The organism is Terriglobia bacterium, assembly GCA_032252755.1.
Classification (GTDB): domain Bacteria; phylum Acidobacteriota; class Terriglobia; order Terriglobales; family Acidobacteriaceae; genus JAVUPY01.
Map to the genome: position 1 here is coordinate 1 of JAVUPY010000082.1, position 26,718 is coordinate 26,718.

General features: G+C 57.4%; 22 protein-coding genes and 1 other RNA gene. 8 read left to right on the top strand and 15 right to left on the bottom strand.

Annotation, left to right across the window (positions count from 1 at the left end; all coding sequences use genetic code 11):
* Window positions 1-254: 254 nt before the first annotated feature.
* Window positions 255-1,481 (bottom strand): FAD-dependent oxidoreductase, encoded by a 1,227-nt coding sequence (locus ROO76_20445; GenBank protein ID MDT8070537.1) that lies wholly within the window; start codon window positions 1,479-1,481, stop codon window positions 255-257.
* Window positions 1,482-1,720: 239 nt separating this feature from the next.
* Here ROO76_20445 and ROO76_20450 point away from each other — a divergent pair, with 239 nt between their 5' ends.
* Window positions 1,721-1,900 carry a hypothetical protein gene (locus tag ROO76_20450; protein ID MDT8070538.1) on the top strand — a complete coding sequence of 60 codons (180 nt, stop codon included), beginning with the start codon at window positions 1,721-1,723 and terminating at the stop codon, window positions 1,898-1,900.
* A gap of 134 nt (window positions 1,901-2,034) precedes the next feature.
* Here the strand turns inward: ROO76_20450 and ROO76_20455 are convergent, their stop codons facing one another.
* From ROO76_20455 to dnaX, 4 genes are all read right to left on the bottom strand, one after another.
* Window positions 2,035-2,844 carry a hypothetical protein gene (locus ROO76_20455; GenBank protein MDT8070539.1) on the bottom strand — a complete coding sequence of 270 codons (810 nt, stop codon included), beginning with the start codon at window positions 2,842-2,844 and terminating at the stop codon, window positions 2,035-2,037.
* 83 nt (window positions 2,845-2,927) lie between these two features.
* Window positions 2,928-3,527, bottom strand: a complete 600-nt coding sequence (recR, locus tag ROO76_20460) for a recombination mediator RecR (protein MDT8070540.1) — start codon at window positions 3,525-3,527, stop codon at window positions 2,928-2,930.
* Window positions 3,528-3,673: 146 nt separating this feature from the next.
* On the bottom strand, window positions 3,674-3,985 hold the full coding sequence (locus ROO76_20465) for a YbaB/EbfC family nucleoid-associated protein (GenBank protein MDT8070541.1): 312 nt from the start codon (window positions 3,983-3,985) through the stop codon (window positions 3,674-3,676).
* Between the two features lie 8 nt (window positions 3,986-3,993).
* Entirely contained in the window at window positions 3,994-5,814 is a 1,821-nt protein-coding gene (gene dnaX, locus ROO76_20470) for a DNA polymerase III subunit gamma/tau (GenBank protein MDT8070542.1), read from the bottom strand.
* Window positions 5,815-5,953: 139 nt separating this feature from the next.
* Between dnaX and ROO76_20475 the strand changes: the two genes are divergently transcribed.
* Window positions 5,954-6,310 (top strand): STAS domain-containing protein, encoded by a 357-nt coding sequence (locus tag ROO76_20475; GenBank protein MDT8070543.1) that lies wholly within the window; start codon window positions 5,954-5,956, stop codon window positions 6,308-6,310.
* Window positions 6,311-6,354: 44 nt separating this feature from the next.
* On the opposite strand, the gene ROO76_20480 is transcribed toward ROO76_20475, so the two are convergent.
* A complete protein-coding gene (locus ROO76_20480) occupies window positions 6,355-6,807 on the bottom strand; it encodes an SET domain-containing protein-lysine N-methyltransferase (protein ID MDT8070544.1) in 453 nt (150 codons plus the stop codon).
* A gap of 11 nt (window positions 6,808-6,818) precedes the next feature.
* Window positions 6,819-7,154 (bottom strand): hypothetical protein, encoded by a 336-nt coding sequence (locus tag ROO76_20485; protein ID MDT8070545.1) that lies wholly within the window; start codon window positions 7,152-7,154, stop codon window positions 6,819-6,821.
* A gap of 275 nt (window positions 7,155-7,429) precedes the next feature.
* On the opposite strand from ROO76_20485, the gene ROO76_20490 reads away from it, so the two are divergent.
* Window positions 7,430-7,717 carry a cytochrome c gene (locus ROO76_20490; protein ID MDT8070546.1) on the top strand — a complete coding sequence of 96 codons (288 nt, stop codon included), beginning with the start codon at window positions 7,430-7,432 and terminating at the stop codon, window positions 7,715-7,717.
* A 93-nt stretch (window positions 7,718-7,810) separates the two neighbouring features.
* Here ROO76_20490 and ROO76_20495 read toward each other — a convergent pair whose 3' ends face one another.
* Entirely contained in the window at window positions 7,811-8,704 is an 894-nt protein-coding gene (locus ROO76_20495) for a 2-dehydropantoate 2-reductase (protein ID MDT8070547.1), read from the bottom strand.
* A gap of 152 nt (window positions 8,705-8,856) precedes the next feature.
* On the opposite strand from ROO76_20495, the gene ROO76_20500 reads away from it, so the two are divergent.
* The gene (locus ROO76_20500; protein MDT8070548.1) at window positions 8,857-10,713 is read left to right on the top strand and encodes a carbon starvation protein A; all 1,857 of its coding nucleotides are present in this window, start codon (window positions 8,857-8,859) and stop codon (window positions 10,711-10,713) included.
* Window positions 10,714-10,784: 71 nt separating this feature from the next.
* Here ROO76_20500 and ROO76_20505 read toward each other — a convergent pair whose 3' ends face one another.
* From ROO76_20505 to ROO76_20520, 4 genes are all read right to left on the bottom strand, one after another.
* The gene (locus ROO76_20505) at window positions 10,785-12,005 is read right to left on the bottom strand and encodes a PLP-dependent aspartate aminotransferase family protein (GenBank protein ID MDT8070549.1); all 1,221 of its coding nucleotides are present in this window, start codon (window positions 12,003-12,005) and stop codon (window positions 10,785-10,787) included.
* Window positions 12,006-12,144: 139 nt separating this feature from the next.
* Window positions 12,145-12,669, bottom strand: a complete 525-nt coding sequence (locus ROO76_20510; protein ID MDT8070550.1) for a DUF6125 family protein — start codon at window positions 12,667-12,669, stop codon at window positions 12,145-12,147.
* A gap of 112 nt (window positions 12,670-12,781) precedes the next feature.
* On the bottom strand, window positions 12,782-13,468 hold the full coding sequence (locus tag ROO76_20515; protein MDT8070551.1) for a hypothetical protein: 687 nt from the start codon (window positions 13,466-13,468) through the stop codon (window positions 12,782-12,784).
* 20 nt (window positions 13,469-13,488) lie between these two features.
* The gene (locus ROO76_20520) at window positions 13,489-14,496 is read right to left on the bottom strand and encodes a VWA domain-containing protein (GenBank protein ID MDT8070552.1); all 1,008 of its coding nucleotides are present in this window, start codon (window positions 14,494-14,496) and stop codon (window positions 13,489-13,491) included.
* Window positions 14,497-15,023: 527 nt separating this feature from the next.
* Here ROO76_20520 and ROO76_20525 point away from each other — a divergent pair.
* Both ROO76_20525 and ROO76_20530 read left to right on the top strand, forming a co-directional pair.
* Window positions 15,024-16,229, top strand: a complete 1,206-nt coding sequence (locus ROO76_20525; GenBank protein ID MDT8070553.1) for an amidohydrolase family protein — start codon at window positions 15,024-15,026, stop codon at window positions 16,227-16,229.
* A 239-nt stretch (window positions 16,230-16,468) separates the two neighbouring features.
* Complete coding sequence (locus tag ROO76_20530; protein ID MDT8070554.1) at window positions 16,469-19,429, top strand: protein kinase; 2,961 nt, start codon at window positions 16,469-16,471, stop codon at window positions 19,427-19,429.
* 64 nt (window positions 19,430-19,493) lie between these two features.
* Here ROO76_20530 and ROO76_20535 read toward each other — a convergent pair whose 3' ends face one another.
* The 3 genes from ROO76_20535 to ROO76_20545 form a co-directional block, all read right to left on the bottom strand.
* Window positions 19,494-23,003: a hypothetical protein gene (locus ROO76_20535; GenBank protein ID MDT8070555.1), complete on the bottom strand. Its 3,510-nt coding sequence runs from the start codon at window positions 23,001-23,003 to the stop codon at window positions 19,494-19,496.
* A gap of 735 nt (window positions 23,004-23,738) precedes the next feature.
* Window positions 23,739-24,103, bottom strand: a transfer-messenger RNA (tmRNA) gene (gene ssrA / locus ROO76_20540).
* A 148-nt stretch (window positions 24,104-24,251) separates the two neighbouring features.
* Window positions 24,252-24,488, bottom strand: a complete 237-nt coding sequence (locus ROO76_20545; GenBank protein ID MDT8070556.1) for a hypothetical protein — start codon at window positions 24,486-24,488, stop codon at window positions 24,252-24,254.
* Between the two features lie 154 nt (window positions 24,489-24,642).
* Here ROO76_20545 and bshC point away from each other — a divergent pair, with 154 nt between their 5' ends.
* Both bshC and ROO76_20555 read left to right on the top strand, forming a co-directional pair.
* Window positions 24,643-26,307 (top strand): bacillithiol biosynthesis cysteine-adding enzyme BshC, encoded by a 1,665-nt coding sequence (gene bshC / locus ROO76_20550; protein MDT8070557.1) that lies wholly within the window; start codon window positions 24,643-24,645, stop codon window positions 26,305-26,307.
* Window positions 26,308-26,407: 100 nt separating this feature from the next.
* Window positions 26,408-26,716, top strand: a complete 309-nt coding sequence (locus ROO76_20555) for a hypothetical protein (protein MDT8070558.1) — start codon at window positions 26,408-26,410, stop codon at window positions 26,714-26,716.
* Window positions 26,717-26,718 lie beyond the last annotated feature (2 nt).

Sequence of the window (26,718 nt, forward strand, 5' to 3'; positions counted from 1 at the left end):
TGAGGCCGGCGACGGCTTGGCGAATGCGCTGAGGAACGGCGGCGATGTCGGCGATGAAGGCGGCACGTTGAGCATCGCTGTTCGGGCCGCTCCATTCGAACTTCCCAATTGGGTAAGAGAGATTGAGAGTAGGTGCTGTGCTCATGGTCAGGAGATGAGGCGTTTAACCGTCAAGTCGCAGAAAAGATTAACGCAGAGCCGCTGAGGACGCGGAGGGAAGACTCAAAGATATCGACAATGGATTTCCTCCGGACTTACTTTACAGCTGCAGCGATCGGCTGCGACGCGTCCTTCAGTTTCACCGCCGAAACATTCTTTCCGGCCTCGATCCACTTCGTCGCAGCCTCTCTCTCCTCGTCCGGCCGGCTCATCAAGAAGGCGGCCACTAGCCGGTCTCCCCGCAGCCACCAGGTACTGAAGCTCTTGCTGGTCACATCGCCGCGATGGACTACCTGGTCTGCCCCGGACGTATCGCCCCAGTATTCGTATGAGAGGTCGAAGACGTCGGAGAAGAAGTAAGGGACGTGACGGAAAGGCGCGCGTTCACCCATGAGCGTGCGGGCACAGTGCTGGCCTTGCGAAACGGCATTGTCCCAGTGCTCGACGCGACGGCGCTTTCCGAAGAGCACATCCTGATAGTTGGCCACGTCACCGGCGGCAAGGATGTCGGGTGCGCTGGTTTCCAGGTACTCGTTGACGACGATACCGTTGTCGATAGAGATGCCACTGTTGGCAAATAAGTCGGTCACGGGTTCGACGCCAACTCCGGCAACTACCATGTCGCACTCGACGCTGTCGCCCGTTCCAAGTGCGGCGGCGGCAACGGACCACGTGCCGTGTAGTTCTGTTACGGTTGTGGACCGCACGATGCGAACGCCTTTCGCGGTGTAGTAATCCTCGAAGAATTTCGACATCTCTGGTGTGAAGAGGCGTTTCCAGATGCGGTCGTCACCCAGAACCATCGTCACCGCGACACCGCGTTGGGTGAGAACCGCAGCTACTTCCATCCCGATAAAGCCGCCGCCGATCACCAGGGCGCGTTTGGAGTTTTCCGATTGCCCGCGAATGGCCTTCGAGTCATCCATGCTCCGCAAGTAGAACAGGTTCTTGAGTTGCGCCCCGGGTACGTTCAGGCGTCGGGGACGGGCGCCGGTCGCAATGACCAGTTTGTCGAAGGAGAGCTGCTCGCCGGACTTCAGCACAAGGCGCTTGCCTTTGACGTCCAGGGAAGAGACTTCGGTGCGTAGTTGCACGTCGATGCCGTGCTGCCGGTAGAAGTCTTCCGGGCTGATCTTGATGGCGTCCTCGGTGTCCTTGCCTGCGAGAAAGCTCTTGGAGAGTGGTGGCCGTTCGTAGGGGACGACAGCGTCAGACGACACGATCGTCAGTTCGCCTGACTTCAGGCCGAGCTCGACCATTTGTTTAGCTGCATAACCGGCGACCATTCCGCCGCCAAGAATCAGGAATCGAGAAGTGCTCATAAAATGTCTCCACGGCTGCGGGTCTGCACACCTTGGCAATAGACTACATCCACAAGAGACAGAGGAACGCCGGACGGCTGATGTTGCGTAATTTGTCGTTTTCGACTCTGTCCGGTATTCTTAATGGGTTCCCTCGTTTGCACGAGGGCCCAATAGAAATCCACGTCGGACCCTCCGCTCGTAAACCTAACTAAAATTAGTGAGTTACCGGACAGGGATGCAGACAGGAGAACGGAATTATGGCGAAGATCGCAAAAACAGCTGACCGTAAAAAGGTCATGGACACCTCGAAGAGCACCGATTGCCCCAAGTGCGGCAAACCAACCCGCATCGTGAAGCGGACGAAAGACCGCGAGCGCGGCGTCCCCGGCGGCGTGTACATCTCGTGCTCGGCTTGCGAGTTTTACGAGAAGCTGTAGGAAGGTGCCGGGTACCAGGTACCAGGTACCGGGTACCGGGTACCGGGAAATCAGGAACAAGAAACGCGCTCCGAGTGGGCGCGTTTTGGTTTTGGGAAGGCAACTTTCCTTGTAAAGACCTTGATCGGTTGGCATTAGTGCATATTCGCACGGTATAGGGCGGGAGATTGGTAGATACCGTAATTGGGATAGTTCGAATAGTTCCGGGGGTAGGCTGTGGACACTCTGAATGTTCCCTTATTCTTAGACCACCATGCGGTCCAACAAGATTTGGGGTCATCTGGACAGTGATCGACTGTTATTCCTCCGCCGTGATGCCAGATGACATCACTGACCGTTATGTTCGTGAGGGCCAGATTGGCGACTAGTCTCAACTTATTCGCCCGTTCCCCTGTTTCTCTCTTTTCGGGCATCGCCCGGATGATCGGCTCAACCGCCTTCTCGTCACCTACGGCGCCCAAGAGAATCACAATATGATCGATGATCTGAGGGTCGTTCAAATATTGGAGTAAAACTGGTTCTGCAGCTGGCCCTGCCTGAATAATTTGTTGCATCGGCAAAGTGAAATCAAAGAGCCAGAAAGTCGGGCTGCTAATGTTCTTTGGTACACCCCATCCGTCATTTTTAAGCTGCTCGATGAATTTCCTTAACTGCTTCTCCGGCATCGGACTCAACCCAATTGATCGCACGTCGAGCGTCTTTTCGGCATCAAGGGTGCCACTTATAGTAACCCGTTGACGTTCGTACTTTGCGAACTGGTTCGGACTTCCCCGGAGCGGGAAGATGTCATCGCCGCTCATCAATGCCCAACGGTTCGATACGTCGCTTGCAAGGAGTATTCCCGTGAGCGTCGTGGGAATGCCGTTCGCAGTAGTTTGGGATGTAGAGCAACTCACGCAAAGAAGGATTACAGATAATACGACTGGAAAAGGTTTGGTCTTCACGCTAAATGCCTATAGCACATCGCGGCGACTCGGAGCGAATGAATAATCTGACAAAAAGCAAAGACGTGCTCGGGCCGCTCAGCCTAAATTTCTCTCCGCCCTTCCATAGCCTTCGACATAGTCACCTCATCCGCATACTCGATATCGCTCCCGGCCGGAACCCCGGTCGCGATCCGTGTTACCTTCACGCTTTTTTCACGAATCAACTTGGAGAGGTAAACGGCGGTGGCTTCGCCTTCGACGGTCGGGTTCGTAGCGATGATGACTTCGTCGATGGCGCCGCCTTCGAGGCGTTTGGAGAGGTTGGCGATGCGGAGGTGTTCAGGGCCGATGCCGTGGATGGGCGAGAGCGCGCCGTGGAGCACGTGGTAGACGCCGTTGAAGGTGTGCGTCTTCTCGATGGCGGAGATGTTCGTCGGCTCCTCGACGACGCAGACGAGGCGCTGGTTGCGTGTGGCGCTGGCGCAGTAGATGCAGGGATCGACGTCGGTGATGTTGTTGCAGATGGAGCAGAGGCGCAGCGCTTCCTTGATGTGGCGGATGGCGGCGGCAAGCGCTTCGGCATCCTCTTCGGTGGAGCGGAGGATGTGGAAGGCGAAGCGCTGGGCGCTCTTGGTGCCCACGCCGGGAAGCTTCTTCAACTCTTCAATCAAGCGAGCCATCGGCTCAGCGAAACGAGACATAGAAAATCGGTAATTGGGTAATTTGTAATTAGGTAATTGAACAGCAATAAGTCTAAAGTCGAACAACAAGTCGAAAGTTAACAATTTAGCAACTTTCGGGCCTTCGACTTCAGCTTTTAGCTTTCGACTTTCAGCTTTCGACTCCTCTAGAACAATCCCGGGGGCAGGCCCATGCCGCCTAACATACCGCCGAGAGATGATTGCACGGATTCGTCGGCCTTGCGGGCGGCTTCGTTTACGGCCGCCGCTACCATGTCCTGCAGCATTTCGATATCGCCGCTCTTGACGATCTCGGGATCGATCTTCACGCCGAGCACCTGCTTGGCGCCGTTCATTTTCACGGTGACGGCGCCGCCGCCGGAGCTGGCCTCGACCACGGTCTCCTTCATCTTCTCCTGCATCTGGCGCTGCATGTCCTGCGCGCGGGCCATCATTTCCTGGATCTGCTTCGGGTTCATCGTCACTCCTATTTGCGGTCGGGATCCATGACGGTGCGAATCTCCGCGCCGAACTTGTCAATCATCTTCCTTACTACAGGATGCTGCGCGGCCTTGGCGCGTGCGCTCGTTCCGCCGACCGCCGGACGCGCGGGCTTGCTGCCGTTCGGGGTCCCATTCGCCCCACCCACGAGGCTAAATTTCATGTGTCGGCGTGCGACCCGACCGACAGTCTCGACGGCACGACGCTTCAGATCGGCGCCGAACGCAAATTCCAGCAGCGTGGGAGACAGGGAAGTCTTCACTACAACCTCCGCGCCTTGGATAAGCCATTCGCCCTCTTCGAGCGGTCCATAAAGCGTCTTCTGATCCTGGAATTCGATCAGAACCGCCTCACGGATCGCGTCGATGTTCAACTCGCCCGAGGGTTCAGGCTGCGGCTCGGGAGCTTCCTGCACGGCAATGGCAACCGAGTCCGCCGATGCAGCGATCGGACTGACCCCGACGGCTGACTGTGCTCGTGGGGGAATCGGATCGCCAATTGACGGTGCGGACGACATCTCCTCGCGCGACTTACGGTTGCGATCGGCTTCGAACGGCGACGGCCGGGGCGTGCGAGATTCCGCATATGAAGAGGTGGCCGTGCGTGATGGTGGTACAAGCGGTCTCGCAGGCGCTGGCCTGCCGGGCGACGACACGGATGGACTGGCAGCAGCCCCGCTAAGCAGTTCTTCCAGCGGCAACAGTCTCTGCGCGTGCACCATCTTCAGCATGCCGAGTTCGAGATGAAACCGCTGCTCAGCCTTGTAGCTGACGTCGCCATGCGTGCGCAGCATGATTTGCAGGAACCGGGCGAGGTCTTCTTCGCTGAACCACTCGGCCACGCGTGAGACGCGCTCGCGATCGTCGCTCGAAATCTGCAGCAGGGAAGAGTCCTTGCCTGCAACTTTCGCGATTGTAGCGTTCCGTAAAAATCGTACAAGCTGTCGCGCGAAGTGCGCCGGGCTGTGGCCCTCGACCATGAGCTTATCGACAATGCGCAGGACATCCTCGCTGGAATTGCGGTGCACGGCATCCATCACGCGCTCGAGGACCTCCGCGTTCACGGTACCGACGAGGCCGCGAACGACGTCGGCGGTCAGCGTCGTCCCGCAGCAGGCGATCGCCTGGTCCATGATGCTCAGCGCGTCGCGCATGGAGCCATCACCGGCCTCTGCGAGCATTGCCAGCGCGTCATCATCCACCTGGATGCCTTCCTTATCGGAGATCGAGCGCAACTGCCCGACGATGTCGTCGAAGCGGACAGCGTGAAAGCTGAAGTGCTGGCAGCGCGAGCGGATGGTCTGCGGGATGTCTTCCGGCTGCGTGGTCGCCATCATGAAGACGACCCACGGTGGCGGCTCTTCGAGCGTCTTCAGGAGAGCGTTGAACGCCGCGTCGGTCACTTGGTGTGCTTCGTCGAGGATGAAGATGCGGTAGCGAATGCCAGATGTCGGTTGGCCCTCGGCGGTGGCAATGATGTTGCGCACCTCGTCGATACCACGATTCGTGGCGGCGTCGATCTCGATGACATTCATGGAACCGACCGAGCCTTCGCGGATCTCGCGGCAGGAGTCGCACACACCGCAGGGTTCCGTGACCGGCCGGTCCGACGACTGGCAGTTCAGGGCCATGGCCAGGATGCGCGCGATAGTGGTTTTCCCGATCCCGCGGTGTCCGCTGAAGATGTAGCCGTGGCCGATCCGGCCCTGCTCAAGGGCATTCTTCAGCGTTCGGGTGACGTGATCCTGCCCGATGACGTCAGAGAATTGTTGCGGCCGGTATTTGCGCGCGAGAACCTGGTAGCTCATGGGAAAAGACGATTATACCGTCTCCGGCGGTGGCAGGGTTGAGCACTGGAATTCGGCATTGCCCGGGGAGTAGTCCCCGCTTCTTGCAACGGGTCTGCGAACGCGCTAAAGTTCGCGGCGTAGAGCTTGGGGGATTTCTATGCAACTAAAACTATCAAGCCGAGTAATAGACGACATCCTCATCGTCGACTGCAATGGTCGAATCGTTTTTGGAGAAGAAGCCGGGGCACTCCGCGACTTCGTTAAGGGAGCCCTGGGCAAGCACCGGCAAATCGTTCTCAACCTGAAGAACGTGAGCTACATCGATAGCGGCGGACTGGGAACGCTGGTTGGCCTCTATACCTCTGCGCATTCCGCCGGCGGCGACATCCGCCTATCGCAATTAACGCAGCGGGTAGGACAGCTCCTGCAGGTCACGAAACTTGTAACCGTTTTTGCTTCCTTCAACAACGACGACGAAGCCGTGCGTTCGTTCGCAAAGGCGGCGAAAGCGTAGCCTCAAGTTAGTTGTCCCACATCCTTCGAAATACGTGGGGCGATCTATTTTCTCTTTTTCTTTGATTTGACAGCTTCGCGCTTGCGCCGCGCCAGTTCTTTGGGCGAGTACATGCTGCCGCGGCATGTTGTCGAACCGCACGTGCACGGGGCATCACCATCCCCTTCGTAGAGGAGATAATCGTATGTCAATTCTTCACCCACTGCGATCTTACGCGAGCTGATAATCCACACGCTTCCGTCCACTTCTTCTTCGGTTTCGCAATTGGGCTCGCAGGAATGGTTGATGTACATGGCCATTCCGAAGCCGTCGATCACCATGTCACCATCACTGGTGCCGAAAAGATAGGTGTAGGGAAGTCCTTCGTAGAGTTTGTCAGCGTCGTTGTGCCGAATGCGCTCGCCAGTGTACTCGACCACTTTCCGCCCTTTGGGGATTGGTTCCAGCGTGAAGCATCCCGCAGCATGGATTCCCGAGGAACGGATGATGAGACGCATGGTTTCCCGGGTTACTCCTGGCAGCGATGAACGATGATGTGCCGCTCAAGTGCGGCGGCAGCGCGATGCAGGCGGCGATGGATATAAGCGAGTGCGTCGGATCGCCCGCGATTCCGGCTGCGCCGATCCCTTCGCTCGGCAGCGTGTGCGTGTTCGCGCTGGTGTTTCGCTTCCTGATGAAGCTTTTGCAGGTCGGCGCGCATCCGCGCCAGTTCCTCACATCCCATGCCGCGAGTATAGCGCACGGTCCAGAACGCGCGAAACGAATTACGAACGTAACTTGCTGCAGTGTCGTGCCCGGTTTCTACTTGGGACGAATGGCTCAGTCTACGGGCCCGGGCGGACAAGGTGACGCTCGGTCGGGTTCCGCGCTGCCAATGCAGCCTGGGCCGCCAAGTTTCCACCGCAAATCATCGCGGATCAAACGATAAAGATATTTTCTCCGCCGGGGTTCCGCCCCGGCCTTTTCATTCCCGCAGCCCTGCCCGACTGTTACCCGACCACGTGATCTACGTCACTGTAGTGGCGGTTTTCCCTTTGTTAACGTCGAGTTGTGATTCAGCTCACGGAAATGAGTGTGCGTGCAGACTGGAGCACAAAGTGGAAACAAGGAGACGTACCCATGAAGCGTTTTGCAATAGCGATTGCTTTGCTGGCGATGATTTCCGGAGTTGCAGTGGCGGAAGACGGCGCTGCGGTTTACAAGACGAAGTGCGCGATGTGTCACGGTGCGGACGGCCAGGGCAAGATCGGCCCGGCATTGAAGGGCGTGAAATTGACCGACGCGCAGATCGTAGATTTTCTGACCAAGGGCGAGGCCGGCAAGAAGGCTCCGCACTCGAAGCCGGTCAACGGCTTGTCGGCTGACCAGGCGAAAGCCGTCGCCGAGTTCGTAAAGAGCCTGAAGTAATCATTCCTTTATATGTACGCAGAGCCGGTCCAATATGGACCGGCTTTTGCTTTAGCTTAGGCCCGAAGCGAAGTAGCAGACGCAGGAGGTGGCTCAGGCCCGCATAACAGAGCGCATTCGCCGTTCGATCTGGCCGACGAGTTCCGCCGTTGCGGGAGCTGCGACCCCACGGGCTTCCCCGCTGCGAAGGATTGGACCTGCAATGGCATCGAGTTCCGGCTGGCGTCCGGCATCTACGTCTTTCTGCATGGAACTGCGCATGGTCGGCGGGGAATTGCCGAGAATTCGAATCGTAACTTCGGGATCGAGTCCTGCTCCGTCGGCGTTCCCGGCCTCGCACGCTTCGCGAGCACAGCTTTCCAGGAGTTTTCGCCGGGCAGGGTCAGACAGCACCGCACCAATCGGCCCATTCGCAGCAGTAGTGGAGAGCGCGAAGGGGCCAAGCATCGCCAGCTTGCTCCACAACAGGGTGGCTTCGTTGTCGAAGAACTTGCATTCCATGCCGAAGCGGACGAATTCCTGGACCGCTGGTTGCAGTACGGCACGCCCACCGGATGAGATATTTAATCGCAGGAACGGTGATGGATGAACGATCCGGCCCGGTGCCACGCGCTCCATCTCACCGGCTATCGTGGCGGGGATCACACGGTCATGTCCAAAGTGCCTGCGAAGCACGGCAACATGGTCGATTCCATTGAGCAGCGGCACAACCCCCTGCATGACGCGATCGGGAACCATCGAGGCGATAGCCTCATTCAGCTGGGTGGCCTTAACCGTGATCCACGCTACGTCCACCGGGCCCGTCAGGGACTCAGCGATCTCAACCGGACCTGAAGCAACCCCCAAACTGCTCTCCAGTGTAAGTTCGGGCGGGTAATTGGCGGCGGTTCCAGGTCGAACGATCACAATGACTTTCTCGCCGGAGTTGGCGAGAAGCGCGCCGATAGTTCCGCCTACTCCACCTGCACCAACAATTGCATGCCTCACGTCCCAACCTCTTGCGAAAACTGAATTACTCCGCTCATTCGATGCTATTCCGGTCCGAATGACGCATCGGACTTGAGTCGACGCATTCTGTTGTAACAGAAGAGGACTTCTACTACGCTCGAATTTTCCTCCCAAATGCTGGAAGGAGGTCCATGAATACACTCCCCGTGATGATCGGGGTTTTATGCGTGTTCGCACTGGCGTATCGTTATTACAGCGCATTTCTGGCTGCGAAAGCGCTTGCCCTCGATGACAGCCGCGTCACCCCCGCCCACAAATATGAAGATGGCCACAACTATGTGCCATCGCCCAAGTGGGTCCTGTTCGGGCACCATTTCGCGGCGATTGCCGGCGCCGGACCCCTCGTCGGTCCCACGCTCGCCGCTCAATTCGGATTTGCTCCAGGATTCGTGTGGATCCTCGTGGGAGCAGTGATTGCCGGTTGTGTTCAGGACTTCACCGTCCTGGTGGCATCCATTCGACACCAGGGCAAATCCCTCGCTGAAATTGCCCGGACGGAGCTCAGTCCGTTTGCGGGACTTGTGACGATGATTGCCGTGCTATTCATCCTGCTCGTGACACTGGCGGGACTGGGCATCGTGGTCGTCAACGCTTTGGCGAACAGCCCATGGGGAGTGTTTACGATTGGCTGGACCATTCCAATTGCCATCGGCATGGGCCTGTACATGTTCAAGAGCACGCCCGGAAAGATCAAAGTCGCGGGCCCAAGCGTCGTGGGAATCGTCTGCCTGATCGCAGCGCTGATCGGTGGCCACACCTTTGCTAATTCGTCGTACGCGCATGTGCTCGTTTTCTCGCCGCACCAGATCACGATTCTGATGGCCATCTATGGCTTCGTGGCATCGATCCTGCCGGTTTGGCTGCTCCTCGAGCCCCGCGACTATCTGTCCACGTACGTGAAGCTGGGTACAATTGCGGTGCTGATTGTCGGTGTGATGATCGCGCATCCGAATATCAAGTTCCCGGCATTCACACAGTACGTCCACGGCGGCGGCCCGATTATCCCCGGAAAGGTATTTCCGTTCCTCTTCGTGACCATCGCGTGTGGAGCGATTTCCGGTTTCCATTCATTGGTCGCTTCCGGAACCACGCCGAAGATGATCGACAAGGAAAGCGATGCGCGCTTCATCGGTTATGGCGCGATGATGTGTGAAGGGATCGTGGGAATTCTTGCGCTCATCGCGGCAACTTCGATGTGGCCCGGCGATTATTTCGCGATCAACACGGCACCGGCGGTCTTCAGCAAGATGGGCCTGCACACGGTAAATCTGCCGGAGTTCTCACGGGAAGTTGGCGAGAACCTGGCTGGACGAACCGGCGGCGCAGTATCGCTGGCTGTCGGCATGGCACAGATTTTCCGTGGACTCCCTGGCATGAACACGCTTATGGGCTATTGGTATCACTACGCCATCATGTTCGAAGCGCTGTTCATCCTCACTACTGTCGATACCGGAACACGCGTGGCACGATATGTGATCCACGAACTCGTCGGCAAGGTCTACAAGCCGATGGCCAAACATCAGTGGCTGCCGGGTAACCTGGCTGCGACAACAGTGGTAGTTCTCGGATGGGGATACTTGATCTATACAGGCAACATCTCCACTCTTTGGCCGCTGTTTGGAACAGGGAACCAGTTGCTCGCGACGATCGCGCTGGCAGTGGCGACGACTTTCCTGGTCAACATGGGTAAAGCAAAATACGCGATCTACACGGCTCTTCCCATGGCATTCGTCGCAGTGACAACCCTAACGGCGGGCGTACTGTCCATTAAGGACATCTTCTGGCCGCTGACGAAGGTCCCCGGAAAGGCGTTCCAGGGATACCTGGATTCGATACTGATGCTCATCTTCATCGTGGGCGTAGTACTGGTCCTGATCAATGCTGCAATACGCTGCGCCAAGACACTGCGCGGCGAATCGATCCCGGCCGAAGCCTTCGGCCCGCCGGAGGTCACGGCCGCGGGCGCTACGAAGATGGGCTGTTGCTGAATCGCAGCTGGCGTGCTGGCAAGAAGAAAAGGCGCGGATGCTTCCGCGCCCCTCATTTGGCAATGTGCAAGTCACTTTACGACAGCGGCTGCAACTTCAGGCTCCTGTTCCGCGATGCAATCGAGAGCCTGCCGCAGATCGGCGATCAGGTCTTCGACATCCTCGATTCCGACAGCGTACCGAACCAGGCCGTCGCTAAACCCAGCCTCGATCCGGTCTTTCGGATTCATGCCGGCATGAGTCATTGATGCCGGGTGCTCGATTAGCGTTTCGACGCCACCAAGCGAGACCGCAAGGGTTGCGACCTTTACCGAGTCCATCAGTCGGCGCCCCGCTTCGAAACCACCCTTCAGTTCGAACGCGATCATGGCGCCAAAGCCCTTCATCTGGCGCTTGGCTATCTCGTGTTGCGGATGAGATTCCAAGCCAATGTAGCGGACGTTCTCAATTTCGGGCTGGTTCACCAGCCAGCGTGCTATCTGCATCGCATTGTATTGCGCGCGTTCAACGCGCAGCCCGAGCGTCTTCAACCCGCGCAATACCAGGAATGCCTGGTGCGGATCCATGTTGCAGCCCGTATTAATCATCGCTTTGCGCAGACGCTTATAGAGCGCCGGATCCTTGGCGACGATTACGCCGCCGACGACATCGGCGTGTCCATTGATGAATTTCGTGATCGAGTGCAGGACGACATCGGCGCCGAGATCGATCGGGTTCTGAAGGTACGGACTGGCGAACGTGTTATCGACCACCACGAGCGATCCGTTCTCATGCGCCATGGCGCAGACTCCTTCGATGTCGGTAACCTGCATGGCGGGATTCGATGGCGATTCGATATAGACCAGCTTCGTGTTTGGTCGGAGAGCGGCGCGAACTTGCGTGAGATCCGAGGTGTTCACGTAGCTCGATTGCACCCCGAAGCGCCCGAAATCGTTCTCCATCAGGATCCGTGAGGGCCCATAAACGGAGGCCGTACTGACCATGTGCGCGCCGGATTCGAGAAGGGCCATGTAAACGGTGTTTACGGCTCCCATTCCGGAGCTTGTGGCAATACCTCCGCAGCCGTGCTCCAACTCGGCAACAGCCTCTTCGAGAGCACGGATGGTCGGATTACCGATTCGCGTGTAGATGAAACCGTCTTCTTCACCGGCAAAGAGCGCAGCGCCGTGCTGGGCGTTTCGAAATGCGAAAGTCGAAGTCTGGTAGATAGGAACGTTTACGGCACCCGTGGGATCAGGATGATGCCCCGCATGAATGAGCTTGGTATTGATTCCGCAATCATCTGTATTCATCCACTTATCCTTTTTCGTGCGACATTCGAGTAATAAACGCTGAGAGTCATGAACTTGTTACAGCTCTCGGATAGCGCCCAAGGACAATTAACACGTCGCCAGGGGACATTCTGTGACGGAGGACACGTCACAGTATGGCCTACGCGAGCGTGAATTCCCACCCGCAATAACCGGAAGAGATCTCGTCGGGCGGACAGTGAATGCACAATGTCCGGATTCGCGGATCGACGGTTCGCGCGAAAGTTTCAAATTCGACAACGCCGACCTGTTTGCATGGGAAGGGCGGCAAACTCTTTCCCGTGCGCGTCTGCTGGACCCGGCAGGTCTCCATGAAGAATCGGAGTCGCTTGCGGTCCTCCGACCATTCGACCCTCTGCTGATTGATCAGTCCGTAGAACCGAAATCCCAGCGCCTTCTCCAGTGCGTCGAGCCCGCCACCCTGGGGAACATTGAAGGTCGACATAATGCGTTTGGCCTCGACGGCAGCAAAACGCTTCCACGAAAGAGCGTCGAGTTCAATGGCGGTTTCCATCCCTAACCGCTCTTCGGCGGCAAGGAACCAGCAGCCATCGTGTGCTAGCCAATTCTTGGCGAACATTTCGAGCGCGCGAAGGAGTTCTTCTCGGCTCAGGGAAGAGAAGGGGGAAATCGAAACGGTAGACATGATGGGAAGTTAATGCCAACCCCGTGCGTCGATCAAATCTATTCGGCAAGTCGACTGATTGTGCAGGAGCGGCGAGTTGTCATGTGCCAGCCGTTAGTCTTCTCCCGCGGCCTCACAGTTTCGGCACGGTTACATTGGTACGGATTGTTCCGATCTTACCTGTCTGGTTATCGCGAACTGCGACTCGCAAGTCGTAGGTACCGGCAGGAAGATGAACTTTCCCTCGGTAGGTAATGCCGGTACTCATGACCTCTTGCAGCGATTGCGGAGTCAAGTGAAGCCGGATCGTTTCGCTGGACTCCCCCGCGACCTTCTCGTTCGGCGCAAGCGCAAGCAGAGCGATGTCGAAGTTTACGAAGTTGGCATCATCCCGGTTTATTACAAGAGACTGCGGTGGAATGACCGTTTCGGCAACTACAAGGCACTTGCCGCCGCTACACTTTTTCGAATCCACTTCCGCGCGCGACGCAAACGGAACGGAGGTGTAGTCAATAGGACCTGCGATCGCGGTCGCAAATTCACGACGCGTACTCTTGTCCCCTGCTTTTACCGGAGTCCCGGAATAAAATCCGTCGCGCGCCCGGATGGAGCTGCGGGGCACATCTACTGTTGCCTTTAGCTTGTGCCAGCCCGGTTTCGCCGACTTCTTCAGGTAGTAGCCAAGCAAGTAGTAATCAGCCGAATCGGAATCGGCTTCTTCGAAGGCATGGTCAAGGTCGTTTCTGTTGAGAAACGCCTTTCCGCCTGTCGCACTGGCAATAGCCCGGAGTGAGTCCTGTCGCTCGAGCCCTGGAGTCATTGCTATCCCGACTCCGTGGGCTACCGATTGCACCTGTGCGCCCGTGATCCGCTGATCGTTACATATATCCCAGTGCCGGCCATTCCCACGGCATTGAGGCCGGTAACGTCGACGGGGTACACGGCAACCGATGCGCTGTTCAGTAGTTTCCAGATTCGAGCATAGTCATCCATCAACTCCGTGCCACGATTCTCAAAGCTCTCCGGGTCATCAAGGATGAACGGAAAACCGGCAGTGGCCCAGATGACAGATTTGCGTCCCGGCACGCCAGCCAGCGCTCCTGCAAGCTGTTCCAGCGAAGCAAGGGTCCCTCGAATCGTAGACACCTGATAAGCCACATTCCCCCGCTTTGTTGCGGCGACCAAACGGGCCACGATGCTCTGCATTCCTGCATCGCCCGCAGCCGCTGCGCCTTCCACCGCCTTCAGCCTGTCAACTTCAGCTTGATTCTCGGCGGTTATGTCTGCCGCTCCTCCGGACTGTGATCCGAATTCCTGCAGCGCCCGGATCAAAAGAGCGGGATCTTCCGTAAATGAGTAGATCTGCTGCAAGCCGCTTGTAGTCAATGCGAACAGGGCAATGGGATGAGTCGCTAGTGCGTTATTTCCGAGGTACTGTATGACCGCGCGTTGAGCATCTCCCTGTCGTATCACCGGCGTGTTCATCAGGTCGAGCACTATGACGCTTAACTGGCGATCGTTAGTTTCCGGTGTGACGTTCGTTACGAACCCGTCACCGACAGAAATCGCAGTCCGTTCCTTTCGCGGCCCTGAAACCTCTTCGAAAACGGAGATTGTTTGCGGTGCGCCATCCTGCTGAACAGTGAAGGCGTCTTTCGTCAGTCCACGGACGTGCTTACCATCCTTGTCCCGAACAACTACCGGCACATAAACCAACTCCGTCTTGCTGTAGATCGTCGTTGTTGGCCGTAGCTCTTGCGATTGCGACGAGGCGGAAGTGCCCTGGGAAAATGCCGATCCAACTGCACACGTGAGTATGAACAGAAAGCAGAGTGGCTTGCGAAGCATGGACCGACCTCGAAGTGAATTCTGATTCATAAAATCGCAGAATACACCTCGAAGGTGGTGGGTCACGATGAATTATCGCCGGAAGGCGCACCAGGCAAGGAATCCGGACTAGGCACTTCAGATTAGAGTCTGCATCACAAAAGCGAAACTGTGTGTCGCCCCTTCAGTACAACCTACAGCACATTGTCTGCACGTTTGCCATGCCACTATTGATGAATGCCCTGTATTGTTCGACCGGGTACGCCAAGGTCCCCGGTTGCGACGCCGTCTGCCACAAGTTGCACATGCCTTGCCAGCACGCTCCATCGTTCGGCGCTGCGTAGAAACCAGCGACGATCGTCTGATAAAGCGCAACCGCGTTCTTACGTCACCTCTGGTACACTGCTCGTCAAATCTGTTGGACAACCTGCAAAAACAAAGGACGGTCTATGCGACGAGCTTTCGCGGTCTCTCTGTTTTTGGTTCTTATGAGTGGGGCTCTCCTGGGACAGTCTGGTCAGACTTCTGCAACAAAGCAACGAACTCTGGTGCGCGCTGGATATCTGCTGAACGTTCGCACGGGCGAAGAAGCTCCTAACCAGACGATCCTCATCGAGGGCGACAGGGTTATCGGAATTGCTCCAACCGCGTCAACCCCGAAAGCTGCCGGAGACAAAGAGATTGATCTTCGTTCCATGACCGTGATGCCGGGACTGATTGACGTGCACACCCACCTCACCATGGACACCAACTTCGATCCTTACCATGAACTGGTGACCACGCCGGTCCGCGAGGCCTTGATTGGCGTCCGGAATGCCAAGACGACCCTTGAAGCGGGATTCACCACCGTCCGAAACGTCGGCGCCAGCGGTTATGCCGACGTCGCACTGCGCGACGAAATCAATGCCGGTCACCTCGAGGGTCCGCACATGCAGGTGAGCGGGCCGGCTCTGGGAATCACCGGCGGTCATTGCGACCAGAACCTTCTGCCATTCGAGTACCACCTGAGTTCGGATGGCGCCGCCGACGGCGTTGCGGAAGTGCAAAAGCGCGTACGCCAAAACATCAAGTACGGCGTCGATGTCATCAAGATATGCGCGACCGGCGGTGTTTTGTCGAAGGGCGACGATCCACAGGCCAGCCAATACACCCTCGAGGAAATGAAGGCGATCGTTGCCGACGCCCACCGTCTCGGACGCAAGGTTGCTGCCCACGCGCACGGTGCGCAGGGAATACTCTGGGCCACCGAAGCCGGCGTTGATTCCATCGAACACGGTTCTTATCTCGACGAGCAGGGCATTGCGGAGATGAAGAAACGTGGCACGTATTTCGTGCCGACGGCATATCTCATTGACTGGGTTGCGCAAAACGGACACCTGCCCGCCCTCTACGAGCAGAAGATGAAGGACGTCAGTGCCGTTGAGAAAGCCAACGCAAGAAGAGCCATCGCCGCGGGCGTCAAGGTTGCGCTCGGTACGGATGCCGCTGTTTATCCGCACGGATTGAATGCCCATGAACTTGAGGTCTACGTGAACCAGTTCGGCATGACACCGTTACAGGCGATTCAGGCGGGAACCGTGAACGCCGCCGACCTGATGGGCTGGTCCGATCGCGTGGGGTCGCTCGAAGCTGGAAAGTGGGCCGACCTGATTGCCGTGCGAGGAGATCCGTTGAAGGATGTGCGAATCCTGCAGAACGTCCCCTTCGTCATGAAAGCGGGAATCGTTTACAAGGACAAGAGCAGACAAGAGTAGTCCCGCCTTGGTTGTGCGCAGTCACGCTTTGCTCACTAACCGCACTATCCATTGCCGGAAGGCGCTATCCGGAGTTAACCGGTAAGTGTCTTTAGCTGAAATTGCCTTGCTGCGCGCATTTGGTGGGCTCAAGACGGTGTATACTCAGCAAACATATCCGCCGCGAGCGGGTGACTCGCAACTGCCATCATAATGAATTTTCAGGTGGCCCTATTGGTACTGGGGTTGAGGTGTAGGTAATGAGCGACCCTAAACCCGAATGGCATGAAACAGAGACGAAGATAGGTGGGGACTTCGGAGCAACCGCGGTCCGCTCGCCCAGTTCTTCGTCCTCTTCTTCCGCATCACCAGTTCCGTACGCTCCGTCTCAGGGAACCGTCGGCGGTCAGTCCCAGGGAACCATGGGCGGCGGGAGCTTCTTTTCCGCCCCGCTATTCGCCATGGGCACGGTTCTCGCCAACCGCTACGAGATCCTCCAGGTTCTCGGACAGGGTGGCATGGGCGCCGTTTACAAGGCCTACGATAGAGAACTGGAGCGTTTCGTAGCTCTGAAGACCATCCGTCCGGAACTTGCCGGCAATACTGAAATGCTGGCGCGTTTCAAGCAAGAACTCATCCTCGCCCGCCAGGTTGCCCACCGGAACATCGTTCGCCTCTACGATATCTCGGAGAGTAATGGCGTCAAGTTCATCACCATGGAGTACGTCGAGGGTGAGGACTTCCGAGGCATTCTGCGCCGGGAAGGGAAACTTTCGCCCGAAGAATCGGTCAATGTCATTCGACAGATTTGCTTCGCCCTGCAGGCCGCCCACAGCGAAGGCGTAATCCATCGCGACCTGAAGCCCCAGAACATCATGCGCGATAAGCAAGGTCGGGTTGTCGTCATGGACTTCGGCCTCGCTCGCGCGCTCGAGTCCGATGGCATGACGCAGACCGGCGCCCTACTCGGCACCATGGAGTACATGTCGCCGGAGCAATCACGCGGCGAGCAGGTCGACTGCACCTCCGATATCTACGCTGCCGGGCTCATATTCTATGAATTGCTGACCGGCAAGATGCCATACGCCGCCGAGAGTGCGCTCGCCAGCTTGATGAAGCGTGCCCAGCAACGCGCTATCCCGGTGGCGGAGGTCGAGCGCGGTGTACCGCGGAACCTCAGCGCCGTCGTCAGCCACTGTATCGAGCCGGATAAACGGAAACGCTATCAAAGCGCTTCCGAGATCCTGGTCGACCTTGAATCTCTCTCTCCGACCGCCAAGACGGCTATCAGTTTCGTCGTCCCCCGTCGCGCACAGACGTCTTCCGTCTACAAGTGGGTCACGCTTGCCATGGTGGTTCTCATCGTAGCGGCTGGTGGTTATTTCGGGTGGCGGAAACTCAGAACTCCCAAGGTGGTCAGCAACTCTCCCGTGAGCGTCCTCGTTGCGGACTTTGCGAACTATACAGGGGATCCGGAGTTCGATGACACGCTCGAGCCGATGGTCAATGTAGCCTTAGAAGGCGCGAAGTTCATCAACGCGTACAACCGCGGTACCGCACACAACCTCGCTGCGAAGCTGCCCCAGGGCACCGGCAAGTTGGACGAACAGTCGGCGCGGCTGGTCGCTCTGAGCCAGGGTGTCTCCGCGGTCATCACCGGTCAGATCAGTCGCCGCGGCGACGAATACGAAATTTCCGCCATGGCCTTGGACTCGGCCAGCGGTAACGTGATTGCCAAGTCGGAGGTGATGGCGGCTAGCAAGAACGACGTCCCGAGTGACATCCCCAAACTCATTGCTCCGCTTCGTAATGCACTGGGTGACGCGACGCCCGCCTCTCAGCAGTTGGTAGCCGCCGGCGGTGCGTTCACCGCGTCCTCCCTCGAAGTCGTACACCAGTACGGCATCGGGATGGAGGAGCAGTTGGCCGGGAAAACAGATGAGGCATTTAAGTCTTTCCAGAAGGCGGCGGGACTGGACCCGACTTTTGCGCGTGCATACGCGGGCATGAGTTCGGCCGCTCTCAAGATGGGCCGACCGCAGGACGCGGAAAAGTACATTACGTTGGCGATGCAGCACGTCGACCATATGACTGATCGCGAACAATTTCGCGTTCGCGGCTTCTACTATCTCGCGACCGAGAACTGGCAAAAGTGTGCCGACGATTACACAAAACTGTCAGAACGCTACCCGGGCGACAATATTGCCCACAACAATCTCGCGGTCTGTTTGAGTAAATTACGTAACTTCGCCGGTGCCGCGGCTGAGGCAAAAAAGGGTGATCATATCCAGCCCAATGCGATCACGGCCGCGAACATCGCGTTCTTTTCCTCCTACTCCGGCGACTTCAATGGCGGCCAGCAGGAGGCGGAGCGCATCCGGCAGAAGTATCCGACGTTTGAGTTCGGTTACCTTGCCCTTGCATTTGCCCAGGTGGGACAAGGACAGTTGTCGGCTGCAGAGGAAACGTACCAGGCATTAGAAAAGGTAAGCCCCGTAGGCGCAGCCCTGGCATCGTGGGGGTTGGCGGACCTGGATTCGTACCAGGGACGGTACTCTGAAGCCTCCAAAATCCTTGAACAGGGAATCGCCACCGACCTTGCAGGGAAGAATTCCGATGATGCCGCTGAGAAACTCGTTTGCCTGGCAGCCAACCAGTTATGGCTCGGTCAGACAAAACAGGGGGTCTCAAGCGCCGAGAAAGCATTAGCCAACAGCCAGTCGGTGAAGGTGAGATTCCTTGCTGCGCAGATATTAGCGCGAGCCGGTCAGAGCGCGAAAGCCGCAGAACTGGCCAAGGCACTCACGTCGGATCTGCGCGCGGAACCACAGGCGTACGCGAAGATCATCGATGGCGACATCGCTTTGAAGTCCGGCGATTTCCGCTCCGCGGTTCAGGCATTTACAGCGGCAAATAAGCTGTTCGACACCTGGATTGGTCACATGGAACTCGGACAAGCGTACTTGCAGGCCAAACAATTCGTCGAAGCGGATGCCGAATTCGATACTTGCCTGAAGCGCCGAGGCGAAGCTTTGTCGCTGTTCCTCGACCAGGTTCCGACCTACGAATACCTACCCGCCGTCTATTACTATCAGGGTCTCGCGCGCGAGGGGATGAAAAGCCCGGGGGCAGCCGATTCGTTCCGGGCGTACCTGAACTTGCATGGACCAGCCGGTGAAGATCCCCTGTTGCCCGAAATCCGCCGGCGCATCGGAAACTGAAGTATTGGATGAAAGGGAAATGCCCGGCCGAGGCCGGGCATTCTTTGTTGTGTCCGGGTGCCTGTTACTTCAACTGTACCGTGGTCTTGTAGGGACTGAACCCGGGCGTGAGGCCGTACGCGACGTCGACCTCGAGGACGTAGCACCCAGCCCCGTTTGGCGCAGTGGAAGTGCTCCAGCTATAGACGAAGTTGTTCTTCTTCGAGTCGAAGCTGAAGGTGCCAAACGTGGGTTGTACGCCGGGCTTATACAGCACCAGCGGGTTGCCGACGATGATTGCCGCGCCGGGTACCGGGCACTTTCCAGATGAGGGTACCGGCCCGGCATAGTTCGCGAGAACCGTATTGAGGTTCAGATTGTTACGGAACGCCAGGGTGACGGGATCCTGCAACTGCCAGGTGAAAGTGAGCGCCTTACCGATGTTATACGCGCCCGAGTAGGACTGATCACTGGCACTCTGTAGCGGCGACCCGAAGCCGATGAAGATGCACTTGGTCGTGATCGTTTGCCGGTTCGAGGCGATGCTTTCTCGGTAGCCGTTTTGCGCGTTTGGATCGAGAATCACCGAAGTCACGAAGTAGGTATACATCGTGCATCCGGCTGAACTTGTATCGGTGTAACTGAGGCCCGTAATTGGTGAGGTTGGTTGAAGTAGCTTGAAATTGGTGTCGCCGTCGGCCTTTCTGTATACGTTGTAATGGTCGATCATGCCGAACGTCGGCGCCATCCAGTTCAGACTAACCTGCGTTGAGTAGGAGCCGGTCAGGCTCGTGTTGAGGAAGCGCGGCGCACGAACGTAGGAGTTCGCGATGTCAGCATTGATCTCGCCGCGGTCTTCGCCGCCGCCAATGCCGAGATTGTAGCCGCCACCGATGCCAAGGTTATAACCCCCGCCGATGCCAAGGTTGTAGCCACCACCAATCCCCAGGTTATAGCCGCCACCGATGCCGAGGTTGTAGCCGCCACCGATGCCGAGGTTGTACCCGCCACCGATGCCGAGGTTGTACCCGGAGGCGCTGCTGTTGCTGCCTGTGGCGCCAATCTGGCGCAGATCCATGTGTCCGACGTTCGCGGCACCGGTCTCCACCCAATCGTTGAACCCGCCGTAAGGAGTGGGATTGCCGTCGTAATTGATGTCCTGGTTCGCAGCCCACGTCGTAGGCAAGATACTCGAGGTCAGACCTTCGGTTTCATACATCGGCGAATCAGTGGAGTTGAGCGGAGTGCCGTCGCAATGCCGGGTCGCCGGCGTGCCGGTACCATTGAAAGTGGACAACGCAAACCACTTCGTCCCTGCGAACGCGGGAGTGGGGCTTATTACCGAACCTCCATTTAATTCATTGAGCGGATCGAGCGATTGGCCCGAGAAGTCAAGGACACGGCTGCCATCGGTGGCGCCGTTCCAGAGCAGATCCACCTGAAACAGGTAGCTCATCACGCTCTGGTAGTTAGGCTTGCAGTTCGGCTCGCTGACCGGAACGTAGTTTTCCTTAGGAACGTAATCGGGGTACGAATAACCGCCGTGCGTAAGCCCAAGGGTGTGTCCGAACTCATGCATTGTGGTGCCCGCAAACACGTTGTACGTGGCCAAGGCGCCCCAGCCTCCCAGTGTGATCACCGAATCCGATCCGCCGATGTCCGACATGCCAGAACCGGTTCCGGCGTTGCCGGTGTAAATCGCCAGATTTGGATCGGTAGCGAGACTGTACGCCACAGCGCTGCTTGGCGGAGTTGGTGGGTATTGCTCGTTCGCAAGACTGATTGAGAAGTGTGTGCTGTCGATTGGGTTGACCTTGAATGTGCCGTCCAGGCCGGGAAGGCTGATCGCACCGGCAACGGTGATTCGGTCATACCCGTTCTGGCTTCCCGAGTCGAGGTTCGCAGGCGTGGAAGGAGAAACGGTGAACGAAACAGTGTTGTCGGTGTTCCAGACGACGCTGGTCAAATTTCCCGCCCCGAAGCTCCATCGCGGCGCACCCAGGCGGTTCGCGAACAACATATAGTGGTAGCTGTCTTTTTTCCCGGGCTGGAAGACGCGCACGCAAGACGGGGAATTCTCGCAATCGGTTTCGCTTTCGTTGGCGTAATCCATCGGTTGGTTCTTGATAGCGACCAAACCCGATTTCCACGGGACCACGCCCTCTTGCGTATAGCTGCTGGTGCTCGGATACATACACAGTTGCGTGCTGCTGTCCTTGCATATGGGGGCTTGTATGTAATTGCCGGGCATCCAGTGGAGGTGTATCCCATGCTGGGAAAACACATTGGCGATCTGACCGGTCACACCCGCGGGCGGTGCGTAGGACCCGTCGCAACTGCAGCCAGGCGAACCGATGCTGCAAATCCCGATTCCGTTCGGGTCCGATTCACTGTGACACATCGTATCCGCCTGGATGAACACGTCCTGCTCACCCTGCTGCGCACCGGTGAGACTGACCCATCCGGGGTCCGTCGAAGTGGGCGAACAGGAGCCATTATTGACACCAGCAGCGCAGTACCCCTGATTCGCCTTCCACGTGTCCAGCAGTCCGTCATTGTCGCTCTGATCAACTGTTGTGCTGAATACAATCGCACCCCAGCTGACACATCCGCTGTTCGTGCTCGCTGAATCGACCTCGGTCGACACCGTCGCAGGATTACCGGGCGTATACGAGCCAACCAATTCCGTCACATCCCACGTGGGATTATCCCAATCGCCATACAGGCCGGGGAACGGCGGATTGCCCTTGCTAGTCCCGATGTTGTACAGGCTCGGCAGGGTATTGGATATGCCATTGAAATAGACATTTTGTAACTTGTTCGGTTGCCCATTACCGACAATGTGTGTCAGTTTCGCGACCGGATTTGCAGAAGGCTTGTAGAAGCCCCAAATGTTCTGCAGGATGTTCGGCATCGTCGTGCTTGGGGAGAATCCGCCATCGTAGATAACGATGGCGTTCATCGGGTAGTCCTGCGACAGGACGCGGTACACAATCACCAGCGTCGCGCCAAGCGTAAACGGCGCGCCGCTTCCGTTGGATCCGCTGTCGGCAAATTCCACATTGAAGTGGCCATTCGGCTGAATGATGCCGTTCTGGATCGGCAAAAACGCCCGCACGTCAGCACGGTAAGTTTGTATCACCGTGGTGCCGTTCGAGGGCCCGGAGCATCCGCCCGAACTCCAGGAGGGTGGCTGTTTCCCAAGAGGCAGACCTGCGGCAACCGGATATCCATTGAAATACGCGATCGCGCCCGCATAAGTCGAAGACGATTTCTCCACCGTCTGCCAATAAAGCACGGCTGCGACGACGTCGGCGCCCTTGGGCACGCTGAACGTAACGCCCGATTGCGGCTTCACAACGTTGCTCTGCTGGTACGTATCAGGAATGCTGATTGTGCCCTGAGCATAACCTGGGCGAGTGTCAGCAGTTGCTGAGCGCACCCACCCGCCCACCACATAATCTCCTGTTACGAAATAGTTGTTCTCGAAATTAAGAGGGTTGGGTGTGGTCTGCGCACCGGCGTTAGGACTCAGGACCGGAACAAGGATCAGCAACAGAACGAACCAAGACAGGCGCGCGTTTCGAAGGCACATTTGCATCTCAAGCTCTCTTTCTTTCGATTACTAGTCCCTGGTTGCGTATTGGCTAGACGACGTGAAATGAGTGCACCATTGAATCACGATGAAACGTGAGCCCTGGGAACTTTCCAAACTCTTAGAAAGACAAACCTGAGTCAGCACGAAGACCCACAAAGCTTCGGGCAAAATTGGGGGAAAAGTAAGTGGGACGATTGTGCAGTACTGCAACGGGCATGTCAAATGAAAGGTGCTGCTGCCGAGGTGTTGTATCACTGCGGCACTCTAGAGGCATCCGCTCGAGCGCCGCACTTTTGCCCCACAAAAGTGCAAAGGCTCTCACCAGTTGGAATCGACATATCCTGTCGAACAGGGGCGCACTGATACGAAGTATGTAGTTAGCTCCCATCCGAAAGTTGCAGCGACTGACTCCATCCAGCGATGTACACGGCACCCCGCTCCGAGCGAAGGTACCACCAACGCCACACGAAGAGAGCCGAAGGCGGTGCTCCAAAGAGCCAAGGCAGGGGTCCGTGGCCCATGTTGCCACAGAGAAGAGCTAGCCGGGAATTTTCACCGATGCCGCTTCGGCATGGCGTGAGATGAGTGAGAGCATCAGCGCGAAGAATGGAGCGAGGCCGAGTCCGGCAGTCGTCGAGTGAGGTTTACCGCATTTGGAGTTTCGTCAGAGGTTCTGGTTGTTTACGTGCGAACTTACAGCAAATGAGCCTCGCAAAGGTCCAGCGGGGAACATGGTGGAGGCGAGGGGAGTTGAACCCCTGTCCGAAAATGTTACTGGCGAGGAGACTACATACTTAGTCCAGTTCCTGCGGGGTCGTTAACCCCACGTTCGCCACCCGCACTAAGAACGGACAAGAAATGCGATTGGCTAGCCTGTTGATCTCGCCTCAAGTTCCCAGACGTAGAACCTGAAACCAGCCCACTGTGCGACGTCCTTTCATGGCCGGTGGGTGAAGCCATGAGGAACGGCTACCTACAAATTAGGCAGCGTATGCCATCTGTGTGTTGGCAATTGTGTTTTTGCACACGATTACGGGTGCATGCACCCCGGTATGCCTCCTGGCCGCAATCATTTCCGTCGAACCCGTGACGCCCCCATCTTGAACCCACCGGCATTTGCCGCCAGGTTCCTGAGCGCTCCCGCCTTGGGTGGCCCTGCAAGCTTCTTTTGCTTGCGTGGGCTCAGGCGGGACGGCAACGGCTGAGTGACAGCCGATGTCAAAGATCTATCAATATCCTACAGGATTAGATGGCTGAAAACAGCAGGAGATTCGAGGGGCAAATTACGAATGACGGATGTCCAAATGATGACGAGCAGCCGAAAGTTGCGGTAAAGGGCCCATTAAGCAGACGTCCAACTGCCTCAATGCCGTGAATGGGCTTGCCGGTTTTGTCGGTGACGATGACGGGAACGGTCACCAGTTCGGACCTCTTTTGTATGGTGATTGTCGGCTGCTGCGCTGCAGCGCTCAGGCAATACAAGGCGGTACCTAGAAATGACGAGGGTACTAGTTCCCAACCGGAGTCGGCCTCCCCGAAATGGTCTCCCGAGGCCGCTCACTGTACAATCCAGTCAGCTTAATTGCGAGTGGATTCTGCATCCCGTGCTTGCGGTCGTCATCCAACGTGTGTGGTCATGCGCAATAGTTCCATCTCCCGGCTACGGACACTGTCCGTCACCCCGCCACCCGAGCCAGAGGTGAGCGAGCGCTGTATTCCCTATACGGCCATCCCGCATTCCTCCAAGCTTTTCCTCGATTATCTTTTCCATTTCCAAAAAGTTTCCGAGTTCTATCCGCGGCCGGCGAATCGCAACTGGCTAACCGATGAGGCGAAGCGGGTTGAATACGATCCTGAGCGCCGCGCCCGCGTCGCCGCCGTTCTCGAGAGGCAGAACGCAGCATTTGGCGTTGGAGAGAAGGCCCAGCAGTCGCTGCGAAGATTCCGCGAAGGAGCGGTCGCCATCGTCACCGGACAACAGGTCGGACTGTTTGGAGGACCGCTGTACTCGCTCCTGAAGGCCGCCTCTGTGCTGAATGCAGCCGAGGAACTGAGCCGCGCAGGAGTTCCGGCAGTCGCGGTGTTCTGGCTTGCCACCGAAGACCACGACTTGGCGGAAATCGACCATGCGCTTTTTCCGGCTGGGCCGGGTCAGCTACGCGAATTGCGGTCAAGTTCCAGAGGGCAGAGAAACGCTCCTGTCGGAGCCGTCAGGTTCTCGTCTGAAATCGAGAAGCTCGCCGAAGAAGCAGCGGCACTCCTGGGCGACTCGCAAGCTGCAGACGATCTCAAAGCGTCGTATCGTTCCGGAGAGACGTACGGCTCAGCTTTCGGCAAGCTGTTCGCGCAGATCTTCCGCAACCACGGATTGATTTTCCTCGACCCGCTCGACCCCGAATTGCGCCAAATCGCTGCGCCCATTTACAGCCAGGTTCTCGAGAGCGCAGAGGCGCTCGATAGGGAATTGCTGGCGCGCGGAAAAAGACTCCGCGAAGCCGGATATCATGAGCAGGTCAAAGTCACTGCAGAGTCGACGTTGCTCTTCTCGCTGTCCGGCGGTGAGCGAACCGCCATCCATCGCGCGAATGGCGGATTCCTGATCGGTGCCCAACGAGTCGGAAAGGACGAGTTGCTCGCCCGGGTGAGAAATCAGCCCCATGAGTTCAGTCCCAATGCGCTGCTAAGGCCCGTCGTGCAGGACTACCTGCTGCCGACCGTTGCTTACTTCGGTGGTGCCGCCGAGGTGGCCTATTTCGCACAATCGGCTGTTGTATATCAACGACTGCTCGCACGCGTTACACCGATCCTCTCGCGTCTGAGTGCCACGCTCGTGAATCAGCGCATGCAAAAACTGTTGAAGCGCTACCGGCTTAGGATCACCGATCTCTTCGCGGGGGCCGAAAATCTCAAGCAACTACTGGGAAGCAGGGTTCTACCGGAAGGGCTTCACGACGCCCTCGACGTCACCTCGGATGCGATCCGCGAGAACATTGAGAAGATGCAAGACGCGCTGCAAAGACTCGAGCCTTCACTGGTGCCCGCTGCGGAAAAAGCAGCGCGGAAGATGAAATATCAGGTCGAGCGTCTGCGAACCAAGGCCGCCCGAGCAGAGCTGCGTCGCGACCAGCAACTCGAACGCGACGCCTCTGAACTGATTGCCGGCCTCTATCCGGCGAAGACATTGCAGGAAAGGGAACTGGCCGGAATAGCCATGCTTGCAGAGCACGGCCCGGATCTGCTCGGCCGCTTTATCGAAGCGGCAAAGGCGGAATGCGGTGCTCACCAGGTGATTCAGCTCTGAGAAAGTCGTTCTCAGTTGCCAGTTGAACGCAAGGGCCTTCTAACTGGGAACTGGAAACCCGCCATTGTCTTTTTTAGCCGTTTCGTTCTAGCATTTGCTTATGGCCAAGAACTCCAGCCCGTTTGAAGTTCCGTGCCCCTGCTGCGGCGCGATGTTGAAGATTGATCCAAGCACCAAGGCCGTGATCTCGCATGTGGCCAAGGCGATCCCGAAAACCTTCAACGATATTGAAGAGGCCGCTCGCTCCATGCGCGAGCAGGACAGCCGTAAGGAGTCGCTCTTCCGGCAATCTGTCGAAGCCGAGAAGAACAAGGCCGATCTGCTGGAGAAGAAGTTCCAGGAGGCCATTCGCAAGGCCAAAGAGTCACCCGATACGGGAAAGCCGATCCGCGACTTCGATCTTGACTGACC

Excerpts from the sequence above, each read along its gene's own strand:
- dnaX (MDT8070542.1), bottom strand. The coding sequence starts at position 5,814 with ATGAGCTACCAGGTTCTCGCGCGCAAATACCGGCCGCAACAATTCTCT.
- recR (MDT8070540.1), bottom strand. The coding sequence starts at position 3,527 with ATGTCTCGTTTCGCTGAGCCGATGGCTCGCTTGATTGAAGAGTTGAAG.
- ROO76_20535 (MDT8070555.1), bottom strand. The coding sequence starts at position 23,003 with ATGTGCCTTCGAAACGCGCGCCTGTCTTGGTTCGTTCTGTTGCTGATC.
- ROO76_20510 (MDT8070550.1), bottom strand. The coding sequence starts at position 12,669 with ATGTCTACCGTTTCGATTTCCCCCTTCTCTTCCCTGAGCCGAGAAGAA.
- bshC (MDT8070557.1), top strand. The coding sequence starts at position 24,643 with ATGCGCAATAGTTCCATCTCCCGGCTACGGACACTGTCCGTCACCCCG.
- ROO76_20520 (MDT8070552.1), bottom strand. The coding sequence starts at position 14,496 with ATGCTTCGCAAGCCACTCTGCTTTCTGTTCATACTCACGTGTGCAGTT.
- ROO76_20480 (MDT8070544.1), bottom strand. The coding sequence starts at position 6,807 with ATGCGTCTCATCATCCGTTCCTCGGGAATCCATGCTGCGGGATGCTTC.
- ROO76_20515 (MDT8070551.1), bottom strand. The coding sequence starts at position 13,468 with ATGACTCCAGGGCTCGAGCGACAGGACTCACTCCGGGCTATTGCCAGT.
- ROO76_20465 (MDT8070541.1), bottom strand. The coding sequence starts at position 3,985 with ATGAACCCGAAGCAGATCCAGGAAATGATGGCCCGCGCGCAGGACATG.
- ROO76_20530 (MDT8070554.1), top strand. The coding sequence starts at position 16,469 with ATGAGCGACCCTAAACCCGAATGGCATGAAACAGAGACGAAGATAGGT.
- ROO76_20555 (MDT8070558.1), top strand. The coding sequence starts at position 26,408 with ATGGCCAAGAACTCCAGCCCGTTTGAAGTTCCGTGCCCCTGCTGCGGC.
- ROO76_20445 (MDT8070537.1), bottom strand. The coding sequence starts at position 1,481 with ATGAGCACTTCTCGATTCCTGATTCTTGGCGGCGGAATGGTCGCCGGT.
- ROO76_20505 (MDT8070549.1), bottom strand. The coding sequence starts at position 12,005 with ATGAATACAGATGATTGCGGAATCAATACCAAGCTCATTCATGCGGGG.
- ROO76_20500 (MDT8070548.1), top strand. The coding sequence starts at position 8,857 with ATGAATACACTCCCCGTGATGATCGGGGTTTTATGCGTGTTCGCACTG.
- ROO76_20490 (MDT8070546.1), top strand. The coding sequence starts at position 7,430 with ATGAAGCGTTTTGCAATAGCGATTGCTTTGCTGGCGATGATTTCCGGA.
- ROO76_20450 (MDT8070538.1), top strand. The coding sequence starts at position 1,721 with ATGGCGAAGATCGCAAAAACAGCTGACCGTAAAAAGGTCATGGACACC.
- ROO76_20475 (MDT8070543.1), top strand. The coding sequence starts at position 5,954 with ATGCAACTAAAACTATCAAGCCGAGTAATAGACGACATCCTCATCGTC.